This window comes from Roseobacter sp. OBYS 0001, from assembly GCF_019654895.1.
Taxonomy (GTDB): Bacteria; Pseudomonadota; Alphaproteobacteria; order Rhodobacterales; family Rhodobacteraceae; genus Roseobacter; species Roseobacter litoralis.
In genome coordinates this window covers 43,502-58,967 of record NZ_BPES01000012.1, presented here as the reverse complement: position 1 = coordinate 58,967, position 15,466 = coordinate 43,502, and the positions used below count along the sequence as shown (strand labels likewise).

At 57.4% G+C, this 15,466-nt stretch carries 14 protein-coding genes; 1 reads left to right on the top strand and 13 read right to left on the bottom strand.

The window, feature by feature from the left end; all coding sequences use genetic code 11:
• Positions 1 to 7: 7 nt before the first annotated feature.
• Positions 8 to 2,122: a protein-disulfide reductase DsbD gene (locus K5Q35_RS18320; RefSeq protein ID WP_220800864.1), complete on the top strand. Its 2,115-nt coding sequence runs from the start codon at positions 8 to 10 to the stop codon at positions 2,120 to 2,122.
• Positions 2,123 to 2,232: 110 nt separating this feature from the next.
• On the opposite strand, the gene K5Q35_RS18315 is transcribed toward K5Q35_RS18320, so the two are convergent.
• The 13 genes from K5Q35_RS18315 to K5Q35_RS18255 all read right to left on the bottom strand — a co-directional run bounded on the left by K5Q35_RS18315 (position 2,233) and on the right by K5Q35_RS18255 (position 15,453).
• Positions 2,233 to 3,558, bottom strand: coding sequence for an APC family permease (locus tag K5Q35_RS18315; RefSeq protein ID WP_220800863.1), 1,326 nt, complete (start codon positions 3,556 to 3,558; stop codon positions 2,233 to 2,235).
• 198 nt (positions 3,559 to 3,756) lie between these two features.
• The gene (locus K5Q35_RS18310; RefSeq protein ID WP_220800906.1) at positions 3,757 to 4,422 is read right to left on the bottom strand and encodes an isoprenylcysteine carboxylmethyltransferase family protein; all 666 of its coding nucleotides are present in this window, start codon (positions 4,420 to 4,422) and stop codon (positions 3,757 to 3,759) included.
• Positions 4,422 to 4,685: a DUF2933 domain-containing protein gene (locus K5Q35_RS18305; RefSeq protein ID WP_220800862.1), complete on the bottom strand. Its 264-nt coding sequence runs from the start codon at positions 4,683 to 4,685 to the stop codon at positions 4,422 to 4,424. Before K5Q35_RS18305 ends, K5Q35_RS18310 begins: the two co-directional genes overlap by 1 nt.
• A gap of 15 nt (positions 4,686 to 4,700) precedes the next feature.
• On the bottom strand, positions 4,701 to 7,028 hold the full coding sequence (locus tag K5Q35_RS18300) for a copper-translocating P-type ATPase (RefSeq protein WP_374758661.1): 2,328 nt from the start codon (positions 7,026 to 7,028) through the stop codon (positions 4,701 to 4,703).
• Between the two features lie 349 nt (positions 7,029 to 7,377).
• Positions 7,378 to 7,743 carry a hypothetical protein gene (locus tag K5Q35_RS18295; RefSeq protein ID WP_220800860.1) on the bottom strand — a complete coding sequence of 122 codons (366 nt, stop codon included), beginning with the start codon at positions 7,741 to 7,743 and terminating at the stop codon, positions 7,378 to 7,380.
• 84 nt (positions 7,744 to 7,827) lie between these two features.
• Entirely contained in the window at positions 7,828 to 8,379 is a 552-nt protein-coding gene (locus tag K5Q35_RS18290; protein ID WP_245538197.1) for an EF-hand domain-containing protein, read from the bottom strand.
• Positions 8,380 to 8,985: 606 nt separating this feature from the next.
• Positions 8,986 to 9,681 (bottom strand): CBS domain-containing protein, encoded by a 696-nt coding sequence (locus K5Q35_RS18285; RefSeq protein ID WP_013959895.1) that lies wholly within the window; start codon positions 9,679 to 9,681, stop codon positions 8,986 to 8,988.
• Between the two features lie 112 nt (positions 9,682 to 9,793).
• On the bottom strand, positions 9,794 to 9,973 hold the full coding sequence (locus tag K5Q35_RS18280) for a hypothetical protein (protein WP_013959896.1): 180 nt from the start codon (positions 9,971 to 9,973) through the stop codon (positions 9,794 to 9,796).
• A 6-nt stretch (positions 9,974 to 9,979) separates the two neighbouring features.
• Complete coding sequence (locus tag K5Q35_RS18275) at positions 9,980 to 11,800, bottom strand: DUF3141 domain-containing protein (RefSeq protein ID WP_259650581.1); 1,821 nt, start codon at positions 11,798 to 11,800, stop codon at positions 9,980 to 9,982.
• The gene (locus K5Q35_RS22725) at positions 11,736 to 11,939 is read right to left on the bottom strand and encodes a hypothetical protein (protein ID WP_259650580.1); all 204 of its coding nucleotides are present in this window, start codon (positions 11,937 to 11,939) and stop codon (positions 11,736 to 11,738) included. The genes K5Q35_RS18275 and K5Q35_RS22725 overlap by 65 nt, the downstream gene beginning before the upstream one ends.
• Before the next feature lie 221 nt (positions 11,940 to 12,160).
• Positions 12,161 to 12,787, bottom strand: a complete 627-nt coding sequence (locus K5Q35_RS18265) for an RNA polymerase sigma factor (protein WP_220800858.1) — start codon at positions 12,785 to 12,787, stop codon at positions 12,161 to 12,163.
• A 226-nt stretch (positions 12,788 to 13,013) separates the two neighbouring features.
• Positions 13,014 to 13,910 (bottom strand): DMT family transporter, encoded by an 897-nt coding sequence (locus K5Q35_RS18260; RefSeq protein WP_220800857.1) that lies wholly within the window; start codon positions 13,908 to 13,910, stop codon positions 13,014 to 13,016.
• Between the two features lie 304 nt (positions 13,911 to 14,214).
• Positions 14,215 to 15,453, bottom strand: a complete 1,239-nt coding sequence (locus tag K5Q35_RS18255) for an ABC transporter transmembrane domain-containing protein (protein WP_220800856.1) — start codon at positions 15,451 to 15,453, stop codon at positions 14,215 to 14,217.
• Between the last annotated feature and the right edge of the window lie 13 nt (positions 15,454 to 15,466).

The window sequence follows — 15,466 nt, the reverse complement described above, 5'->3', positions numbered from 1 at the left end:
CGCGTCCATGAAGGGAGCGGTTTCTCAAATCTGGGCTGGGTTGCTGTCGATTGTTTTGGGTTGCGTAATCATCCTTGCCGCCGCTGGCGCCGATGCCGCGGAATCCGAGTCTGTTTCAAATCCTGCGGTCACGGCACGTCTGATCTCGGCCGAAAACGGGATTGCGCCGGATGCCGCCTCCGTTTCCCTTGGATTGGCCTTGGAGTACGGCGAGGGCTGGAAAGGATACTGGCGTACGCCCGGCGAGGTTGGCTTGGCACCCGAGATCAACTGGTCGGGTTCAACCAATCTGAAATCCGCCGAGCTCCTCTGGCCCGCGCCGGAACGGTTCGAGGCCTTCGGGATCGAGAACTTCGGCTATTCAGGTCAGGTTGTCTTGCCGATCCGCGCGAGACTTGAGGACGCCGGCCAGCCTCTGGAACTGCGTGCCCGCGTGTCCTTGCTGACATGTTCGACTGTCTGTGTGCCCCATGACTTCGAACTTTCACTCGCCCTGCCACAAGGCGTCGGGATCGATACAAACTCGGCTCGCCAGATTGCCACTTATGCCGATCGCGTTCCCGCGGTACCCGAGAACAGCGACATCAGAATATCGGTCACGGCCCTCGATGCGCGCGACTCGGCTCTCATCGTTGTGGCAACGAGCGACACACCGTTCGATGAGGTCGACGTGTTCCCGGAATTCGGACCCCTTGTGACCTTTGGCAAACCAGATATCCGATTGGATCGGGATAAAACGGAACTCTGGGCACAAATACCGATCAACGCCTGGACCGAAGAGCACGCAGAGCCTTCGGTGACGATCGCAGACACCGCACGTGCAATCACGGCGCCGATCACGCTTACCTCAGATCCCCCTGCCCCACCGTTTTCAAGCGCAAACCCTCGAACGAGTCTGCTGAAGGTCGTGGCGGTGGCCGCCATCGCCTTTCTCGGTGGTCTGATCCTCAATGTCATGCCCTGCGTGTTACCCGTTCTATCGATCAAGCTCACATCTGTTTTGAAGGCAACCGGTCAAACCCGGCAGATGACGCGCAACGGATTCCTGTTTTCAGCTTTGGGGGTACTGGCTTTTGTCTGGGCGCTTGCGGCTGTTTTGCTGTTTCTCCAATGGATCGGTGTATCCGTCGGCTGGGGCATGCAGTTCCAAAACCCGGTCTTCGTGACGCTGATGTTCATGGTCATCACTGTCTTTGCGGCCAATCTCTTTGGGGCATTCGAGATAACCCTGCCCGCGGCCCTTCAAGACCGCCTGGGTGCCAGCAATGCCAGAGCCGGGTACATCTCAGACTTTGGCACCGGATTGCTTGCGGCCATCCTCGCTACACCGTGTTCCGCCCCGTTCCTCGGCACCGCGATCACCTTTGCGCTCGCTGGTACATCACTGGACGTGATAGTGATATTCACGGCACTCGGTCTTGGACTGGCCCTCCCCTACCTCGTCATTGCCGCACGTCCCGAGTTGGTCACGCGACTGCCCCGGCCCGGGCGATGGATGCTTCTGGTCAGGATCCTTCTTGGCGGTCTGTTGCTGGCAACGGCCGCATGGCTCTTGTTCGTTCTTGTCGGCGTGGCGGGTGGGCGGGCAGCTGCCTTTATCACGTCACTCACAGCTGTGTTCATCGTCGCCGCATCAATCCCACAGGCAAACCAATGGGTACGGCGTGCGGTTCTCAGCGCCTGTGTTTTTCTGGCGATTTTCGGGGCAGGTCTCACCTCAACCCCTGACCGCACCACTCCGGGGGTTGATGCGACGTCCCATTGGCAGGATTTCGAACCCCTCGGCATCGCGCGCCGCGTCTCTGAAGGCGAGACGGTGTTCGTCGATGTGACTGCGGATTGGTGTCTGACCTGCAAAGCCAACAAGTCTCTCGTGCTCGACAGGGATCCAGTGCGTGCGCGGTTGCGCGGCGGTTCCGTAATCGCAATGCAAGCGGATTGGACCCGCCCGGATGATAACATCGCGCGGTTTCTCGAGCGATATGACCGCTACGGCATTCCGTTCAATATTGTCTTTGGGCCAGGGTCGCCTTCCGGCATCGCTCTCCCGGAGATTCTAACGCCACAGGCAGTGCTCGACGCGCTCGACACCGCTTCTGTGCGCAGTCTCGTGTCAGAGTGATACGCCAACTTGCGCGTGTTTGATCGAGTTGACTACTTCCACATATGATTTCCCCGTTGTCTGATACCTTTGCGTCGTATCCCATGCGAAAGTCCGAATAAACTCTAGCATCAGTTTTCGTGAGCACCCTGCGGTGCGAGCCAGCGCGATAGATACAGTCGTTCAAGTATAAAGACCGCGGCAATTCCGACGGCGGCATAAAGCACGATGGCCGGGTCACTTTGCAGTTTCATCGCAGTGAAGGCTGCCAGCACAACCGCATCTAATGCGAGTGTCAGGAGCAACACAGAAGCCGCCGCTCCGATCTCCTTCCGGCGGAAGCGGAAGACGCCCCAATGCACGACCATATCCATGATGAGATAAAAAAACGCGCCCAATGAGGCGATCCGGCCCAGATCGAAGAACACAGCCAGTGTCGAGGCAATCACCACCGTGTAGATCAGCATGTGGCGCTGGATCGTGCCAGACATGCCAAAGTGACTGTGGGGGATCATCTTCATGTCGGTCAGCATTGCGAGCATCCGAGACACGGCGAACACACTGGCAAGAACGCCTGATGCGGTAGCCACGGCCGCCAGCAAGATAGTAAGATAGAACCCGACCTTCCCTAGCGCGGGGGCTGCCGCTTCTGCCAGAGAATAATCACGTGCGGCAATGATCTCGTCGAGTGTCAGGCTGGCGCCCACGCCGAACGCCACAAGCAGGTAGACAACCACGCAGATCGCGATGGAGATCATGATCGTGCGGCCCACGTTGCGATGGGGATCAGTGATCTCTCCGCCGCTGTTGGTAATGGTTGTGAAACCCTTGAACGCAAGGATGGCCAGCGCAACGGAGGCAATGAACCCCACGATCCCCGATGGCTCGGCCGTCGGCGATGCGGCGGCGAACTGAAATCCGCTCGACCACAGAGCGGCAATACCGAAGAGAGCGATGCCGCCGATCTTGATTGCCGCCATGATCAGCGAAAACAGCCCGACGGAGCGGTTGCCTGCGATATTGACGAGAAACGCGAAAACGATCACTGCAACCGCCAGAATGGGGACGAGGGGCCCGCCGGTGATGTCGAAGGGGCGCAGGACGTAGGTGGCAAATGTCCTTGCCACGAGGCTTTCTGCAATCACCATGCTCAGCGCCATCAGAAGCGCTGCTCCCGCCGCGACTGCGCCTGATCCATAGCATTTCTGCAGGATCATCGCGATCCCGCCCGCCGAGGGCCAGGCGTTCGACATCTTGATATAGCTGTAAGCGCTGAAGCTGGTGACGATGGCACCGGCGATGAAGGCCAGCGGGAAAAGTGGTCCGGCCAGTTGGGCGATCTGCCCGGTCAGCGCAAAAATTCCCGCCCCGATCATAACGCCCGTGCCCATGGCTACGGCACCGCCAAGGCTTATTGATCCTTCGTTATAGTCGCTGCTCTTCTGGTTATGCTGCATACTGGTTCTTGCCTGCTTTCAGATTTCTCGTTTCATTTGGCGCATCGCTGTTCTGGCCAGAGCCTATTTCTGCAGTTCCATTATCGCACCCGAACGAACCCTACTGGCCTTCAGCTCTCGCTGGCAAAAGGCCCGAAAATGCAGTCAACGATGGGGACAACTAGCAATGCTAGGTACGGGCCTCATTTCCACATATTCTCAGACTTCGCGGCTGTCGTGTTTATTGCCCGCCCCCGCAAACCTTGGAATAAACGCTGGCACTGATTGCGCGTATTGCTCATAGCCCTGTCCGAAACGGGCGCTGGTGTCGGCCTCCTCGCTGCGTGCCAATCGGACGTACATCCAGACCAGTACCGGGAACATCGCCAGTGTCAGAATGGTCGGCCATTGAACGAGAAATCCGAGCATGACCAGAATGAACCCCACGTATTGGGGATGTCTGATCCTCGCATAGGGCCCGGTGACGGCCAACCGGCCCTGCCGCTGTGCATTCCACAGATGGTGCCATGCCACCGAGATCAGCCAGAACCCTCCTCCGATCAGGGCGAAGCTCAACAGGTGGAACGGTCCGAAATGCGGGTTCGACTTCCAGCCGAACATCATTTCGGGCAGATGTCCGCTATCGTGGGCGAGCCAGTCGATGTCCGGCCAAGTGGATTGCAACCAGCCGGACAACACAAAGATCGTCAACGGGAACCCGTACATTTCGGTGAACAGCGCCAAGACAAAGGTGCTGAATGCACCGAAGCTCCGCCAGTCTCGGGACGTTTGCGGCTTGAAAAAGCTGAAGGCAAAAATGATGAAGACAGCCGAGTTGATGAAGACCAGAAGCCAAAGGCCATACGATGCACCTGCATCAGTCATCATTGATCATCTCCCTTGCCATGTCCGCCGTGGCCTCCATGCCCGCCATGCATGAAGAAGTGCATGCCAACACAGAGCAGCAACGGCAGCCAGATCAGCAACCCGCTGCCCAGAATGTGCACCCGATGCTCGTAACCCAGCAGAAGTCCGCCAAGGACAAGCGCGAAGATCAGGTAGATGCCCGCGCGTGATTTCCAGAACGAGGGCGGCCTCGGCGGATTGTCCTGCGGGTGATAATCGCCGTGTGTCGAAGGTTTTTCCATGTCACTTTTCCTTTGTCAGATTTTCGCGCCGCGCAGTCGCAACGCGTTTAAAACAACTGAGATGGACGAAGCGCTCATCGCAAAGGCGGCGAACATCGGGCTGATCAGGACGCCCAGGAACGGATACAGCACACCCGCGGCTACTGGCACGCCCGAAGCATTGTAGATCAGTGCAAAGAACAGGTTCTGTCGGATGTTGCGCATCGTAGCGCGCGATAGACGCCGAGCGCGCACGATCCCGTCAAGGTTGCCTTTGATCAGCGTGAAGCCCGCGCTTTCGATAGCGACATCCGCACCGGTGCCCATGGCGATGCCGACATCCGCCTGCGCTAACGCGGGCGCATCGTTGACGCCGTCGCCCGCCATGGCGACCTTGCGACCGGCTTCCTGCAACTCGCGGATGATCCGTGCCTTGTCCTCAGGCAGAACATCGGCGCGGATCTCGTCGATTCCCAGCCGTGCGCCAATGGCCTTTGCGGTGCGTTCGTTGTCACCTGTGGCCATGATGATCCGAAAGCCCAGATCATGCAGCGCCTTTAGCGCAGCTGGCGTCGTTTCCTTCACCGGGTCGGCGACGCTGACCAGCCCGGCAATCGTGCCTTCCAGTACGACAAACATCACCGTTTCGCCTTCGTCACGCCGCGCGTTAGCCTTTGCGGTCAGCGCACCGGCCTCTAGACCCATATCCGAAATCAATGCGAGATTTCCCAGAGCCACCGCGTGGCCGTCGACCACACCCTTGACGCCCTTGCCGGTCACCGCCTCGAAATCGCTGGCGTTCGCCATATCCACGCCGCGGTCTTCAGCACCACGCACGATGGCTTCGGCCAGCGGATGTTCCGATCCGCGTTCCAGCGAAGCGGCCAGTCGCAGCACCTCGGCCTCGTCATGCCCCGGTTCGGGCAGGACTGCGATCAGCCGGGGCTTGCCTTCTGTGAGAGTGCCGGTCTTGTCTACGATTAGAGTGTCTACCTTCTCGAACCGCTCCAGCGCTTCGGCGTTCTTGATCAGAACGCCCGCCTGGGCACCGCGCCCTGTGGCCGTCATGATCGACATTGGCGTCGCCAGACCCAGCGCGCAGGGACAGGCGATGATGAGGACCGCCACTGCAGAGATGAGGGCATAAGAAAGGGCGGGCGCTGGTCCCCAGATCGCCCACGCGATGAACGACAAGATGGCGACCACAATCACTACAGGCACGAAGAACCCCGCGACTTTGTCGGCGTATTTCTGGATCGGCGCGCGCGACCGCTGGGCATTCGCCACCATTTCGACAATCTGCGCCAGCATCGTGTCGGCTCCTACTCTCGTCGCCTCCATCACCAGGCTGCCGGTGCCGTTGATCGTAGCCCCCGTCAGCACGTCACCTTCGGTTTTCTCGACCGGAACCGGCTCCCCCGAAATCATGCTTTCATCCACCGAAGAGCGTCCATCGACCACGGTGCCATCGACCGGTACCTTATCACCGGGACGAACACGTAGATGGTCACCGACTTCCACCTCTTCCAGCGGAATTTCCTCTTCGCTCCCGTCTTCGCGGATCACGCGCGCAGTCTTGGCTGCCATGTCCAGCAGCGCGCGGATCGCTTTGCCGGTGCCTTCACGGGCGCGCAATTCCATCACCTGCCCTAGCAGGACAAGGGTAACGATCACCGCCGCAGCTTCAAAATAGACGCCAACATGGCCTTCGGGATCGCGGAAGCCATCGGGAAAGATGTCAGGTGCAAGAACGGCCACGATGCTGAAAAGCCAGGCCGCCATCACGCCCATGCTTATGAGCGAAAACATATTGAGGTTCATCGTCCGGAATGAATTCCAGCCGCGCACCATGAACGGCCAGCCGCTCCAGAGGACGACGGGTGTGCCCAGTACAAGTTCGATCCACAAGGTCGTGCGTTCGCCGAATATGTCGCGGACGCCCCCAAAACCTAGATAAGGGCCCATCGTCAGAACCAGTAGCGGCAGGGTCAGCACTGCGCCGACCCAAAACCGGCGCGTAAAATCCACCAGCTCGTGGTTCGGTCCGTCCTCGACCATCGTGGCGCTTTCGAGCTCCAGCCCCATGCCGCAGATTGGACAGGATCCCGGATCGGTCTTGCGGACTTCGGCATGCATTGGACAGGTGTAGACTGCGCCTTGATAACCGGCGGGCACGGTGTCGTATCTGCCTCCCTTTTCACCAGTCGTGGTGGCGGAATGCCCATGGGCGTGGTGGCCGTGCCCGTCCGCGGCACCGTGTCCGGCGTGATCATGTTGTGGAGCCGCAACCTCGCCTTCAGGCACAAGATGCATGCCGCATTTCGGGCAATCTCCAGGTTCGGTCTTGCGCACTTCGTGATGCATCGGACAAGTATAGATCACACTCTCTTGCGTCGGGTCAGGATTGGGTCTTTGGTTCATGTGTCCGCCTCAAACGTATTCGGGTTTCTCAAGTCGTTGTGGGTGTCAGGACAGCGTGTCGAGCCTAGGTCGGCGGCCGACTACGCAGGGTCCGCACCGCATGGGTCGCTAGACACCGCGTTCGATTCCTTGCTCATCGGCAAAATCCCGATGTTTCGATACATATTGCTGTACTTCGTCCAGTAGCTGGAAGGTCAACACCTCTTATCACCATGGGGCAGATTTCGGCGACGACGGGTGATGTGTCGATATCATTCGACACGCGTGCCACTGATCGGTTGGGGAGTTGGCGTCATAACTTTACCCCCTTATTGGCCATGGCGTTGAAGAGCCCGCCGAAGATCAGCGCTGCATACCAGCCATAAAGAAAGCTTTCGGCCAGACCGATAATGAAGCTCATCGGGGTCAGCCAGACGAACCCAGGCAGCAGGCCAGCCCAGGTTTCATACATCGCGTAGTCGGGGAAAATCATGTCGAACGCGACGAAGACAACGAATGTCACTGCCAAAAACAGGCTTAGTGCCCAGCCCAGCGGAATAAGCGGCAAACCTGCACGCCCTGCCCCAGTATTTGCGCCCATGACACAGGCCCCGCAGGTCATGCGCAAGGCCAGAAAAAGGATCGCCGCTATCGCAGTGAAATAGATAATTGGCAGCATGGTTCGCTCCTTTTTTGTCGGTCAGATTGAGAACGAAGAGACCCCGCAAAATGCCGGGCAAGCCGGCTTACCCGGCATTATATCCTAGTTGTCGGAATTATCCGTCGACATAGCGCCCATCCTCTCGCGCATGCTCATCCGACCGGCCGGAGCAACCATCTCCGAGGGGCTCACTGTGCCATCTCCGTCGGCATCCAGATGCTGGAACCGGTCAACCATGGACTCGCGGATCATTGCGCTGTGCAGGGTTTCAAATTCGCTCAGGGACAGGCTGCCATCGCCATCCGCGTCAAACTCGCTCAACCGCGCTTGCATCGCCGCGGTAGCCTCCTCGACCGAGGGTACTCCCATCATTCCAGGGCCCATCATCATCTGCATCATGCCCCGATCCATCATAGCCATGCCCGGTCTGTCGCCATGATCCATCATCCGGGCGTGCATGCCCATCATCATGGGCATCATCTTTTGCATCATGTCGGTCTGATCACCAGTCATGGGACCAGACTCGCTATCGCTTGTTCCCGTGGCCACACCAGGCTGCTGAGCACCATGACCGTGACCGGCCTGGGCAAAAACCACACCCGTAGCAGCCAGCAACAGCGTGGCGGAGGTCGCGAGTATCTTAAGAGTTTGCATTATGTATTTCTTTCTTGTTTCAGTTGATCATGTTTAGCAGAAACGGCCTTGCGACCGTCTGAATCAGAGACGCCAGTGCGTCAGTTGCTGCTGCAACAGCAGCCCCCTTTGCCCGCCTTTTCCGGCTTGCTGTCTTCCGTTGGTCGCGATTCTGTCTCGGCAACGGCCTCGGTTTGAGTCACGCTTCCGCAGCATTCTTTCGACGACCCAGTGTTAATGTCTTGGGCCGGGGTATCGGAACGATTGTCCATCTGAACCTCCTCGGGTTTTTGCGTTCATTCAGTAGACGCTCACCGTCGAAAAACGTTACAGAAAAAGAAAAGTATCATGATTTTGGGGATGAGATCCGGCAGCCGCGTTGATAAAAAACGACCGGATATTAATGCCTTGGCAATCGTTTTCTGGAATAGCGACACACGGGTCCATAGACCCCCTTGAAAGTGGTCCTGCTTGTCCTCTCACTCGTTGGTCAGTTCGAATTGGACCCGACAAATCGTGTCCGTCGATATTTTTTGGAGCTCTGTCTCCGCTCCCGCGATGGTCGATCATCCCCACGCAAATGCTGTGCCGACTTCCAATCGCCGGTATCTGTTTGGGCATGCGCTCTCAAATGCCGTAGGCCCATGCCGCCAGTCGGCCCATGTGGATGTCAACACTATGGACACCGGACACGTTTTCCACGGCGACCCGAATGGCGTTCTCTTCGAAATCGCTGTCTGCAACGCCCCAGATCGCGACATTGCCCTTGTCCACGGTGTAGTTGATCAAATTGACTGTCGCACCGGGAACCTCTTTCAGGGCTTCATCTATCTTCGAGCGCAGCACCCTATCATCTTCCGATGGTTCCCCCAGTGCCCCGTCCGGGAGTGCCGACAAAGCATGGAGCAGGTTCGCACGACTGACAATTCCAACGACGGGCCCCTCTCGCAGCACCGGCACCCGTTTGATCCGGTGCTTTTCCAGAAGGCGCGCGATCTCGGCAACCGGTGCGTCTTCCTCGACCGAAACGACATCGCGGGTCATCACGTCCGCGATATGGTGGCTGTTGAGCTTGACGAATTCCTGGGCAGAATTGCCCGACCCGCTCAGCAGTTCGAGCCACCAGGATCGGCGCGGGCCGTCGGTGTCGCGGACGCGCCGCATCAGGTCTCCTTCGCTGACCAGTCCCTTCAGGGCGCCGTCCACGTCTACGACGGGTAGCGCGCTGACGTGATGGTCGAGCATCAGGCGCACGGCGTCCTCGATTTTTCCGTCCTGCGGGACGGAGATCACGGACGTCGTCATGATATCCTTGGCTTGCATGTCGTTGTCTCCTTCTCAAATACTGTGTTGACGCGTCGATCAGTTGCCGATGACCAGGCCCTTGCGACCGGACAGGTCCAAGAGTTCCATGGGATCGCAGCATTCGGGGAAGTCAGGCATCTTCCGGTTGAACCCGGGTATCGGCGGGTGCGTCTAGCACCTTCTTCTGTGCAGTTTGACGCTTCGCGGTCTTGCCGTGCTTATGCCCGCCGTGTCCATGCCCGAAGAGATGCATCACAGCCATTCCGCCGATCACGAGGACCAGAATCCAGTTTTCGATAATCCATTCCATGGTTGTTCACTCCTTGTTTGATGTGTCGGGCGGCTGGCCCGTTTGCGTGGTGGTGGCGAAAGGAAAACTGCCGTACATCGCGCCGAAGACATGTGTGAGCCATGCGTCGCGCGCTTTGCGCAATGACGCCAGGCTTTCGCCGGTACGCGCCAACAGCGCGCGTTCGGCAAGGATGGCAGGATGGTCTTTCGGCAGGGGATCGCGCGTCTCGCGCACGGAGTCGGCTGTGGATTTCACCAGCGCCATCCATGGGTTCACACGTTCGGAAAACATCGTTCTGGTCCATCGCATCGGATGCAGGGCGCGCAGCATCTCGGCACTGGCCGGGGACGTCGCGGCCTTGATCCAAGGGCTGACGAATGTCGAATAAGCCGCCTCGTTGATCCGTGATATCTGCGCGACCTGCGCCAGCGCTCCATGGTCTGACCCAAAACCGAGATCTTCGACGTCGCGCTTCACAAAACGCACGTCGTAGTCGCTGGTTTTGCGCTTTGCGCCGCCCGAAGGAATATCGAATACCATCTCATAAAGCCCGGGCGCCAGCGCCTCGACCGCCTCCAGGCTTTCCAGGATCGTCCGATGCTGAAGCCGCGCGACAGACCCGGAGACGAAGATACCCAGATGCCCGACAGTCTCGTGCGTCATGTAGACGATGCGCTGTCCTGCGGCCTTGAGCGCTTCGGTGTCAGGATACAACTTGGCAATCCAGCCCAACGCCTGCTGCGGTGGGGTGATGTTGTCGCCCTCCGAGGCAAAGACGATGATCGGGTTGCGGATCCGTTTCAGATCGATGGTGCAATGCGCGTCCAGTTGCATTTCGCCCTGCTCCAGCCGATTGCCGATAAAAAGGTTCTGCGTGATGCCGAGAATTTCCTCGCGGCTCAGCGTATAGTAGCCATTCCACAAGCGTTCGAAGTCGAGGAACCGTTCACGTTCGGTATCGGCATGGGAAAAGAGGTTGACGTATTTCTCCCAGATCGCCTTTTCGGGTTGCAGTGTTTCGAAGTTTTGCGCCAGCCACGCGCCGTCGAACCGCCCGTCGCCCAGATCGGCAATCATGTGCGCCGCCCACGACCCGCCCGAGAGCGCGCCGAGCATCCGCATCGGGCTGCTGGCCGCCTCGCCCGACCAGTAGCTGAGCGGCGAGCCATTCAGGACGATGGGTCCGGTTAGACCGTCGCAATCGGCAGCCAGCAGCGCGGCGGCCCAACCAGCCTGGCAATTTCCGTAGAGTACAGGTGCTTTGTCCGGGTGACGGCGGGCAACTTCGGTGACGAAGTTACGCAGGGCATAGTGTACGTCGGCCAGCGTCTGTCCTGGCACCGGCTCTAGAAAGAAGATCACGAAATAGACCGGATGGCCCTCGTGCATAGCCATGCCGACCTCGCTGTCGTGCTTGAAGCCGCCGATGCCCGGCCCATGACCCGCGCGCGGATCAATGACGATGACTGGCGGTTTCGCCTCGTCCACGCAATCCTCCCAGCAATCGTCTCCGACTCGCGTGATCCTGAGCAGCGCATAATTGGCGGGCCGGTCGAAAGTGCGGGCATCCATCAAGAGCTCGTAATCGAAATCCAGAAGCGGCGGCATGCCCTGCCGTTCATGCGCTATCATGTTGTCGGCGCGTTCCCGCAAGGTATCGAGGAACAGCAGCCAGCGTTCGAAGGCGTCCTGGGCGTAGGGGACATGGGCGTCAGCCGAGGGCTGTTGAGACTCGGGTTCCGTAGTTTGCTCCGTTGTCACAGTTGCAAGGCGCAAGCTTTTATTCATCATCAGTTCCCTTCTGATCATTGATTTCTCTGGATGGCCGACCTGCAAGAAGCGCAAGTGCGAGTTCCTTGGCGACCTCCTTGCGCAGACCGGTCAGCAGGTAGGCCGCATCACCGGGATTTAGGCCCAGTGCGCGCGCCGCTAGTTCCGGGGGGTGCTTTGAGATTTCCACGCGCTGGAACAACGCCAGAGCCATCGGAGCGTCTGAATGCGCGGGAGACTCTGCACAGGCACAGATCATCCCAGACAAGAAGACCGGAACGTCGGAATCGCGTGACCACGACTCCGTTACGTCGGAAGGACAATTCGTCCTGGCCCGTGGCATGTTCCGGTTCCTCCTGCTGTGCTGCTATAAGGCGCAGTCACAGAAGAAGACGTCGGTGGACGGAAAACGTTACAGAACCGACCGCGTTTCGATCAGGAACTCTGCTGCTCTGCTTCGCAATCAGTTTCGTACTCGGCGTTCTTGCAACCCTCAGGCCGACAATAGCAATCGTCACGGTCATCCTGGCAGCAAGCGCCGCAATGATTTGTCAGCGCCTCGCGCAGAGCCGTGCGCGCCCGGTGTAGCCGAACGCCAAGGGCGTTGCGGGTCAGTCCAAGGTCGCGCGCCACGTGCTCGCGGTCCTCTTCGCCGAAGTCGATGCGCCGGAGTAGTTCCGAATCCGCCGGGCGCAGTTCGGAGATTAGTCCACGATGACAGGTGCACAACCGCGCCATCTGAGTCGGCGCATCGGCGATCCATTCCTCCGGTTCGCGCGCCACTGCCGCATCCAATCGACCACGCCGCATGCCCTTGCGGTAGAAGTCATTCAAAGTGGACCTCAGGATCGCATAGAGCCAGGCATCCATCCGTTCGACGTCTCTGAGCTGATCCTTGCGTCCCAGCACGCGAATGCAGAAGTCTTGCAGGACATCCTCTGCATCCGCCCGATTTCCAAGCCGTTTGATCAGAAACCCCAGAAACGCGGTCCGTCCATCCAGCAACGCACGTTCCGGCGACGTGTCCGGCACCTTCGCTTTTCCGGTATCTTGCAGTGCCATAACGTTCCTGTCCTTTCCAAGTTTTCAGAGATTTAAGCGATCAACAACGAGATCATCGCCTTTTTTCACATTCAATGCTTGGAGACGCTAACATGAACTATCCATCCTCCTTTCGTTTCACCGCGCCGAATTCCATGAAGACTCTTCCGTTTTGCTGAGAAGTCATTCGACGACGACAACCACGATAACCGGAGCGCCTTAACTCATTGAATTGATTTTTTCCTTTCTAGATTTTGCTAAGCTGATCCTGCAGCCTACCCTTAAGATTGACGAACGAAATGCCCACAATGACCAATAAGATGCCGAAGAGTTGGACAGCTGAAAGACGCTCGCCAAAGAACAGTGCACCAATTGTGAGGCCGAAAATCGGCACTAAGAAGCTGAACACGATCGCCCGGTTTAGTTCCACGACCTCCAGCACAGAAAACCAGAGCCAGTAAACCAATGCAGAGCCAAACAAGGCCAGACCCAACAGTGACACTACGAAAACCGATGTCCATTGGATGGCAGATTGATCTTCAAGGAGTAGTGCCGCCACGGCAAGAGGCACGCTACCGATCAGCATCTGAAATCCCATTGCAAACAGACCATCAACCTCACCTGCGATAGATTTGATAGCCACGTTGCTGATGGTCACTCCAACGGCTGCTAGAACGATGTACGCAAAGCCGATGGCCGTTCCATCCTGCACTTCGTTTGCCAATTGCGGCAGTGCGATCACAAGTATCCCAGCGAAACCTATCAAGAGCCCGCCCCACCCGACCTTCGCCAGTCGCTCGCCAAGCCATGCGACACCGAGCATCGCGGCAAGTAGCGGCTGAGCATTGGCGACAACTGTAGCGAGCCCGGGAGATACGAATTCTGCCGCATGAAACATTCCCACGAAACCCAGACTTGTCGCGCCAACGCCAACAACACAGAGCGTCAGCCATGTGCGACGGCCATGCGGAATCGGCCGACGCAAAAATATTGCAATAAGCACCAATGCGACACCGGCCAGAACCGCACGCAGTGTCGCAAACGTCAGATGTGGCGAATACTGCAGTCCCGCCGTGATCAGCGGAAAGCACAGGGCCCACAAAAGCATGGCCATAACGATCTTGGTTGTTGTCGTCAGCGACACTGGATTTCCTTTTTCATGTCAACAGCAGCGGAAATTTCCGGAAATCATCCGGTTGGTACTTGTCGATCGAGGGCAATACCAAAATTGCACACGTAATGGATTCAAAACGCAGCCCTGGCGACAATCCAATTGATCATACAAGACGCCTACCAAACATACCAAACACCTGCCGCCAACGCGACTAAGGCAAAGAATAGGGCCGCCAATCTCATTATTGTTATTCCTTCGATGTTTGGTCGGTTTAGGTATCGCCGACACACTTCGGCAGACTTCTCATAATCACCCGCCGGAAGAAGAACAAAAGTCACGCATGTACTACCTCCAAAGCAAAATCATGCCTTGGCACTTCCTTTCGGTTTGCCTCAACCTTTGAGAAGAATGTGGTTATCTCGTGATATCTAATCCGGGTGTCTTCCAGAGTCTGATAATAGCGAAACAGTTCTTTCAGAGGCGCTGAAAAATCTTTGTGTGCCGCCAGCACAGCAACTAGCGCACCAAGGCTGATGCGTCCTTCGATAACGAAGTACCCTCCTAGGGAGTAGAACAGGAATGGCGTCAGCGCGGTCAAAAAGTTGTTCAGGGACTTGATAAAGAATTTCAAATGGAAAATGCGACGTCTTACTTGCTCAAGCTCACGAAAGCTGGTGCTTGTCCGTAAAAGAGGCTGGGACCCGGCTGCCTCTCCTCGTAATTGGTCGCTCAGAAGCCTGCCCAGTTGGCGAACCTCGGAAATTCGCTTTCTAGAAAGGATATTCACCCGTCTTTGCAGTTTTGGAAGCAGGATAAGTTGTATCGGCAAGACAGTCAGCGCAGCGGCACCCAAAACCGGGTCTTGCATGAACATGAACAAGAGAATGGTCGCAAGGGTTCCCCCCTGCATGATGGGTAGCGTAAGCACGTCGGCCGCGAAGCCACCGATTGGCTCAACCTCCTGTGCGAGTATGGGAACAATCTCACTCTGGTTCTTGGAATCCGGATCACTGCGCCACTGACGGAAAACCAATAATCTGAAGCGACGCAGGAACCTCTCGGCAACATAGCCCTTGAAGACGTTCAGGATGTATTTGTTCAGTCCGCTAAGTATGATGGCAAACAAGTAGAGGCCACACAAAACAAGGAGGAACGCCACCTGGTCAAATTCATAGTCCCAAAAACGGACTGGGAACCGATCAGAGTCCAATGCATTGTTCACGATTTGCTTCGGCAACTCGAGTGTCAGATATAAGATGGGCATGGCGATAAGGCTTAACATGATCATCAAAGCCTGTTGTTTTCGCGAATGCCGCAGGACAGCGTTGAATAGGCGAGGGTCCAACCCGCGAATCCAATCTCGCTGCGGCGTTACAACTCTTGGGCGACGCCACTGTTTGAGGATAAATCGAATTGTGAGAAAACCAGTAACAGCAGTGAGAAGTGCTGGCGCAAGCACCAAGATCAGGTGTAAAAATGGGTGAACCCAATCTGGAGTTGACTCGTGATAGTGATATCCAAATGTGGCGGATATTTTGTGAAAGACGTCGTGATAACGATCCAACAGAGACATGCGTTTGATTCTC

What these genes read in the sequence shown, in the direction of transcription:
- K5Q35_RS18320 (WP_220800864.1), top strand. Translation starts at nt 8, where the DNA reads ATGAAGGGAGCGGTTTCTCAAATCTGGGCTGGGTTGCTGTCGATTGTT.
- K5Q35_RS18315 (WP_220800863.1), bottom strand. Translation starts at nt 3,558, where the DNA reads ATGCAGCATAACCAGAAGAGCAGCGACTATAACGAAGGATCAATAAGC.
- K5Q35_RS18310 (WP_220800906.1), bottom strand. Translation starts at nt 4,422, where the DNA reads ATGACTGATGCAGGTGCATCGTATGGCCTTTGGCTTCTGGTCTTCATC.
- K5Q35_RS18305 (WP_220800862.1), bottom strand. Translation starts at nt 4,685, where the DNA reads ATGGAAAAACCTTCGACACACGGCGATTATCACCCGCAGGACAATCCG.
- K5Q35_RS18300 (WP_374758661.1), bottom strand. Translation starts at nt 7,028, where the DNA reads ATGCATCACGAAGTGCGCAAGACCGAACCTGGAGATTGCCCGAAATGC.
- K5Q35_RS18295 (WP_220800860.1), bottom strand. Translation starts at nt 7,743, where the DNA reads ATGCTGCCAATTATCTATTTCACTGCGATAGCGGCGATCCTTTTTCTG.
- K5Q35_RS18290 (WP_245538197.1), bottom strand. Translation starts at nt 8,379, where the DNA reads ATGCAAACTCTTAAGATACTCGCGACCTCCGCCACGCTGTTGCTGGCT.
- K5Q35_RS18285 (WP_013959895.1), bottom strand. Translation starts at nt 9,681, where the DNA reads ATGCAAGCCAAGGATATCATGACGACGTCCGTGATCTCCGTCCCGCAG.
- K5Q35_RS18280 (WP_013959896.1), bottom strand. Translation starts at nt 9,973, where the DNA reads ATGGAATGGATTATCGAAAACTGGATTCTGGTCCTCGTGATCGGCGGA.
- K5Q35_RS22725 (WP_259650580.1), bottom strand. Translation starts at nt 11,939, where the DNA reads ATGGCTCTGGCGTTGTTCCAGCGCGTGGAAATCTCAAAGCACCCCCCG.
- K5Q35_RS18265 (WP_220800858.1), bottom strand. Translation starts at nt 12,787, where the DNA reads ATGGCACTGCAAGATACCGGAAAAGCGAAGGTGCCGGACACGTCGCCG.
- K5Q35_RS18255 (WP_220800856.1), bottom strand. Translation starts at nt 15,453, where the DNA reads ATGTCTCTGTTGGATCGTTATCACGACGTCTTTCACAAAATATCCGCC.